Consider the following 5,323-nt stretch of genomic DNA (forward strand, 5'->3'; position numbering starts at 1 on the left):
AATCCACACCGAACCCGGAAGGCCCTCACCCGTTCAAGACTCCTCAGCCGAGACCTCGATCACCCGTCCACAACCTCCCGGGGCAATACAGCTAGGCCGTGCCTTTCGGATCAGGCCAGGCCCGACCGGCCGCCACCGTCCGGAAGGCCGCGGTCGCGCGGCGTGCGACCGCGTCGGCGTACGGTACGAAGACGGCCGGGTCGGCGTGGTCGGTGATGCGCAGGCGCACCGCGAGCTCGAACGTGTGGGTCGTGTGGTAGACGAGCCCGTCGGGGACCAGTGCCTGCGCGAACCGTTCGATCTCCCATTCCCACCACCCGTACCGGGTGGCCAGTCCGTTCGCGATTCTCTCACTGGTCACGACCGCCAGACCGTAGGCACCGGACGGCCTCCGCATGAGAAGGATCCGGTCCGGGTGGTACGAGTCGTCGCGCCACTGCCCTGCGTACAGGTGTCCCATCGGCATGTCCGGCGGTGTCCTGAGCCAGGTGACGTCCGGCAGGCCGGACCACGTGAAGAGCACCCACCAGCCGTGGCGCACCTCGTACGGCCTGTCCTTGACAGCGCTGATGCCGGGCCGGCCGGCCGCCTCCAGGGCCGCCGCGGTCGCGGTGATCACCCCGGCCACCTTCTGTACGGCCTCCTCGCGGGCCCGCTGGTTGCGGACCGAGGCGCGGACGCGCTGCCACCAGGCGTCGGTGTCACCGACCGTCTCTCGCAGCTCGGCGGGCCAGGCCTGCGGTGTCTCGCCCCGCGCCGCCAGCTCCCGCGGAGTGCTCCCGCCGGGCAGCGGCCGGTCTGCGGCCGCCTGGCGCCACTCCCACTCCTCGAATCGGGCCCGGGCCTCCGCCCGCCGCCGTTCCTGTTCCCGGTAGGCACGTCGGCCCTCCTCGATACGCTGGGCCTCCTGTTCGGCGATCCGCCGCTCCACCGCCTCCCGCACCGGCCGGTAGATGGCTGCCGCGGGCTCCACCCGGTCCAGGAAGGCCGCCTTGGCCCTCCCGTACGTCGCCTCGGCCCACCGCCGGCTCACCAACCGCCTGCGCCATCGCCGGACACGCTCCTCGACCCGCTCCAACTCCCCTATGACAGGAGCGAGTTCACCCAAGTAGGCGAGGGCGGCGGCATTCCAGGCGGTCACCTCCTGCGGGGTGCTGGCCACCTGCACGCGGGTGCGCGACACGCGCGAGGAGCCCAGCAGGCCCGGGACGGCGCCCTCGGCCTCCGCGGCCTCCTCAGGGAACCAGTACACGGTGACGAGACCGGCATCGGCGATCGCGTGGTTCAGCCACGATATTTTCAGGGCCATGGCCCGAGGATGCCCACAAGGACCGCTCCGAAGTCCTGGCCGAGGGCACCGTCCAGGCCGATTCCTTCGGATCATCTGATCGTTGGTTTCGGCCGCCTCGCGGGGTGGGCGGAGGCGGGATTACCGTCAGGTGATCAACGCTATCGCGTTCAAGTACCGCACCGGGACGCCGTGGATGGACCTGCCCGAGGCGTCGGCTAGTGGAAGCCGGCTGCGGAAGGGGCCGCCGACGGCGCCTGGGAGAAGGTCCTCATCGCCCTCCTGGGCCAGGTCGATGCGGAAGGCGACGGGGGATCCGGTCACGAGGGTGGCTCCTGCCAGCAGCGCTCCGCGCAGAACGGTGCGCCGAGACGGTCCGGCGATGCTGTGCTGTGGCGTGGTCACGGTGGACTGCTCCCGTGAACCGATGAGGCGGAACGAGTGCCGACCGGGTACCGCGGGCGCCCGCTCGGGGTACCCGGTCGGCCGTCGGTGGAGCGTCGGGCCGGAAACTCCTGCTGCTCAGCTGGCCAGGCGGCGCTTGCTGAGCCAGGCGACCATCCCGGGGTCGTGGTGGTCGAAGAACAGCGTCGTGCCGGTGTCGAGGTCGGTGTTCTGGGCCATCTGCTGGTCGGTGAGTGCGAAGTCGAAGACGTCGAAGTTCTGCGCCATACGGTCGGGGCTGACCGACTTGGGGATGGTGACGATGTCCCGCTGGATCAGCCAGCGGAGTACGACCTGGGCCGCGGACTTGTCGTGCGCCGTGCCGATCTCGCTCAGGACGGGGTGGGTGAACAGGTCGTTCTTGCCTTCGGCGAAGCCACCCCAGGACTGGTGCTGGACGCCGTGCTCGCGCATCAGGTCGTGGTCGGTGGTGCGTTGGAAGAAGGGGTGGGTCTCGATCTGGTTGACCGCCGGGGCGATCTCGTTGTTGAGGATGAGGTCCAGGAGCCGGTCGGGGTAGAAGTTGGCGACACCGATAGCCTTGGCCAGGCCTTCCCGGTTGGCGGCCTCCATAGAGCGCCACTGCCCGTACACGTCGCCGTAGGGCTGGTGCATCAGGTACAGGTCGAGGTGGTCCAGGCCCAGCTTGGCCAGGGACGTCTCCAGGGCGCGGCGGGTGTTGTCCTGGGCTGGTGCGTCCTGGACCCACAGCTTGGTGGTGACGAACAGTTCCTCCCGCGCGACCCCGCTGTTCTTGATGGCGCGGCCGACGGCTTCCTCGCTGCCGTAGGCGGCCGCGGTGTCGAGGAGCCGGTAGCCCGCCGCGAGGGCGTCGGTGACGGCCTGCTCGGTCTGTTCCGGCGGAATCTGGTAGACGCCGTAGCCGAGGATCGGCATCTCGATGCCGTTGTTCAGGGTGACGGTCTGCATGCGGATCTTCCTTGGGGCGGGTGCGAGCGCCGGGCGGCCGGACGGGGCAGGGGTTCAGCGTTCGAGCATCTGCGCCTGGGCCTCGGTGTGGGTGTCGCCGGCGGCCGGCGGCAGACTGCTGAGCTTGTCGATCTGCTCGCTGGTAAGGGTGATGCCGTCGGCGCCGGTGTTCTCCTCGACCCGGGTCACGCGCTTGGTGCCGGGGATCGGGGCGATGTCGTCGCCCTGCGCGAGCAGCCAGGCCAGCGCGACCTGCGCGGGCGTGGCGCCGGCCTCGGCAGCGACGGCCTGGACCTCGTCGGCGATTGCCAGGTTGCGCTGGAAGTTCTCGCCGGTGAAGCGCGGGTTGTCGCGCCGGAAGTCGTCCTGGTCGAACTGGTCGGTGGAACGGATCGTGCCGGTCAGGAAGCCGCGCCCGAGCGGGGAGAACGGCACCAGGCCGACGTTCAGCTCGCGCAGTACCGGCAGGACCCGCTCCTCCACGCCCCTCGTCCACAGGGAGTACTCCGACTGCACCGCGGTCACCGGCTGGACGGCGTGGGCGCGGCGGATGGTGTCCGGGCCGGCCTCGGACAGCCCGAACGCGCGGACCTTCCCCTCGGTGATCAGTTCACCGACCGCGCCGGCCGTCTCCTCGATAGGGGTGCCCGGGTCGACCCGGTGCTGGTAGTAGAGGTCGATGTGGTCGGTGCCGAGGCGCTTGAGCGATCCTTCGACGGCCGTGCGGATGTTGGCGGGGCTGCTGTCGAGGTTCCACGGGCCCTCGTCCGCGTGCGAGACCAGGCCGAACTTCGTCGCCAGCACCACCTGATCACGCCGACCCTTCAACGCCCGGCCGAGAAGTTCCTCATTCGTGTAGGGGCCGTAGATCTCGGCGGTGTCGATCAGCGTGACGCCCAGCTCCAGCGCCCGGTGCACGGTACGGATCGACTCCGCCTCGTCCGTACCGGACCCGGTATAGCCGTGGGTCATCCCCATCGCGCCCAGACCGATCCGGGAAACTTCCAGGTCACGCAGCTTGATGTACCGCATCTGCTCTCTCCGCTCCGTCGTCTTCTCCGGCTGTGCCCACCCTGGACGCCGCGCCGTCGTCGCTCCCCACGACACGCGGTCACGGACCGCGATCCGGATCCCGGCTCCCTGCGGGGCGGCACGGGCCGTCGTCTACCCAGCCTGGCGCTCTTTCGCGTCCGGAGGCAGGCCGGGCTGTTCGGGGGTAACGACAGGGCCCCCCACCGCACTGCCGCCCAGGTCAGCGCGGTGTGACACTGAAGTCATGGCATCCGAGCACCCCACCGGCACCAGCGAGGGCGCGGAACTGGGCCTCTTCCTGCGCGCCCGCCGCACCCGGACCAGCCCCCAGCAGGCCGGCCTCGCCGTCGGCCCCGGGCTACGCCGCACCCCCGGGCTGCGCCGCGAGGAGCTGGCCACCCTCGCCGGGATCAGCATCGACTACTGCGTGCGCCTGGAACCTGGCAAGGAGACCCGCCCCAGCCCCTCCGTCCTGGACGCGCTCGCCCGAGCCCTGCAGATGGACGACCAAGAGCACCAGCACCTGCGCGAGCTCGCTGCCCGCGCTGCCCGCTACGCGCCCGAGCCGCCGCTGGCCCCGAGCCGCATCGTGCGCCCGCACCTGAAGTTGCTCCTGGAGTCACTGCGGCCCAACCCCGCCTACGCCATCAGTCGCAGTATGGACATGCTGGCCTGGAACCCCGGCGGCCTCGCCCTGTACGCGGGGCTGGAGGACTGGCCGGCCAAGCACCGCAACCTCGCCCGCTACCTCTTCCTCCACCCCGCCGCCCGCAAGCTCTTCCCCTTCGCCGGGCTGTGGGAGCGCTACGAAGTCACCGGCCGCAAGCCCATGCAGAAGACCTTCGCGCACCCCCGCGTCGGGACGGTCACACTGACCTCCCAGTCCATGCAGCTGGAGGGCACGCCGAATCAGCGCATCGGCGTCTACACCGCCGAGCCCGGCACCTCTGACCACGATGCCCTGCTCCTGCTCGACATGACCGCCGTGCAGACCACGCCGACGCCGTCCGGACGCAAGCACTGACCCGTGCGTGCGTCCGTCGCACCGAGCTCGAAGTAACCGCTCCTCATCCGCCTCCAGTCCGCCAAGGCCCGTACCGCTGCGGCACATCACGCCACGCCGACCCTGTCCACGGCTTCCACACAATCCCGTTCAGCACCCGCCGGTCGGCCAGGCGGTCGTCGCCTTCGAACAGCACCCCGGGTTCGATGGCAGGACGCCGTCGGCGTCGACCAGATAGGCGAGGACGCGGGAGACGCCCCCGCCTCGCACGCGGCCGTACTGTTGGAGGACGTACAGCGGCTGCTGGACTCCACGCTCTCCGACGAGGCGCTCACCACGCTGTGGCGGACCGCAGCTTCCCGCCTGTACGTCGGCGGCGACGCCCGCAGCGAACCCGACGCCACCTTCGACGCCGCCGGGCGGTCCTGGCTGAAGCGGGTGGCCGGGGCGTGCCGCAAGCGCCTGACCGAAGCCGACCCAGCCCACGCGCCCTTCCTGTCCCCCGCCCGGACCGACCTCGCGGCGGCCGTAGAGCGTGTCTGAAAGATCGTGTAAGTCCGTGATGTGGAAGCCTGGCCCGGGGCTCGGCCTCGGGCCTGTGGGCCAGGCGGATCGGACGAGTCATG

At 70.6% G+C, this 5,323-nt stretch carries 6 protein-coding genes and 1 pseudogene; 2 read left to right on the top strand and 5 right to left on the bottom strand.

Features of this window, described 5'->3' with window-relative positions; all coding sequences use genetic code 11:
* Positions 1 to 91: 91 nt before the first annotated feature.
* The 4 genes from ACFWB8_RS36675 to ACFWB8_RS36690 form a co-directional block, all read right to left on the bottom strand.
* Entirely contained in the window at positions 92 to 1,309 is a 1,218-nt protein-coding gene (locus tag ACFWB8_RS36675) for a hypothetical protein (RefSeq protein WP_385237538.1), read from the bottom strand.
* 126 nt (positions 1,310 to 1,435) lie between these two features.
* A complete protein-coding gene (locus ACFWB8_RS36680) occupies positions 1,436 to 1,693 on the bottom strand; it encodes a twin-arginine translocation signal domain-containing protein (protein ID WP_385237541.1) in 258 nt (85 codons plus the stop codon).
* A 117-nt stretch (positions 1,694 to 1,810) separates the two neighbouring features.
* Complete coding sequence (locus ACFWB8_RS36685; RefSeq protein ID WP_385237545.1) at positions 1,811 to 2,662, bottom strand: aldo/keto reductase; 852 nt, start codon at positions 2,660 to 2,662, stop codon at positions 1,811 to 1,813.
* 54 nt (positions 2,663 to 2,716) lie between these two features.
* On the bottom strand, positions 2,717 to 3,694 hold the full coding sequence (locus tag ACFWB8_RS36690) for an aldo/keto reductase (RefSeq protein WP_385237552.1): 978 nt from the start codon (positions 3,692 to 3,694) through the stop codon (positions 2,717 to 2,719).
* Between the two features lie 244 nt (positions 3,695 to 3,938).
* Here ACFWB8_RS36690 and ACFWB8_RS36695 point away from each other — a divergent pair, with 244 nt between their 5' ends.
* Positions 3,939 to 4,718 (top strand): helix-turn-helix transcriptional regulator, encoded by a 780-nt coding sequence (locus tag ACFWB8_RS36695; protein ID WP_385237555.1) that lies wholly within the window; start codon positions 3,939 to 3,941, stop codon positions 4,716 to 4,718.
* Between the two features lie 55 nt (positions 4,719 to 4,773).
* On the opposite strand, the pseudogene ACFWB8_RS36700 reads toward ACFWB8_RS36695, so the two are convergent.
* Positions 4,774 to 4,860, bottom strand: a pseudogene (locus ACFWB8_RS36700) (transposase); the annotation flags it as partial.
* Positions 4,861 to 4,979: 119 nt separating this feature from the next.
* Here ACFWB8_RS36700 and ACFWB8_RS36705 point away from each other — a divergent pair.
* A complete protein-coding gene (locus tag ACFWB8_RS36705; RefSeq protein ID WP_385237558.1) occupies positions 4,980 to 5,240 on the top strand; it encodes a hypothetical protein in 261 nt (86 codons plus the stop codon).
* Positions 5,241 to 5,323 lie beyond the last annotated feature (83 nt).

The sequence above is a fragment of the Streptomyces sp. NPDC060031 genome (assembly GCF_042736805.1).
Classification (GTDB): domain Bacteria; phylum Actinomycetota; class Actinomycetes; order Streptomycetales; family Streptomycetaceae; genus Streptomyces.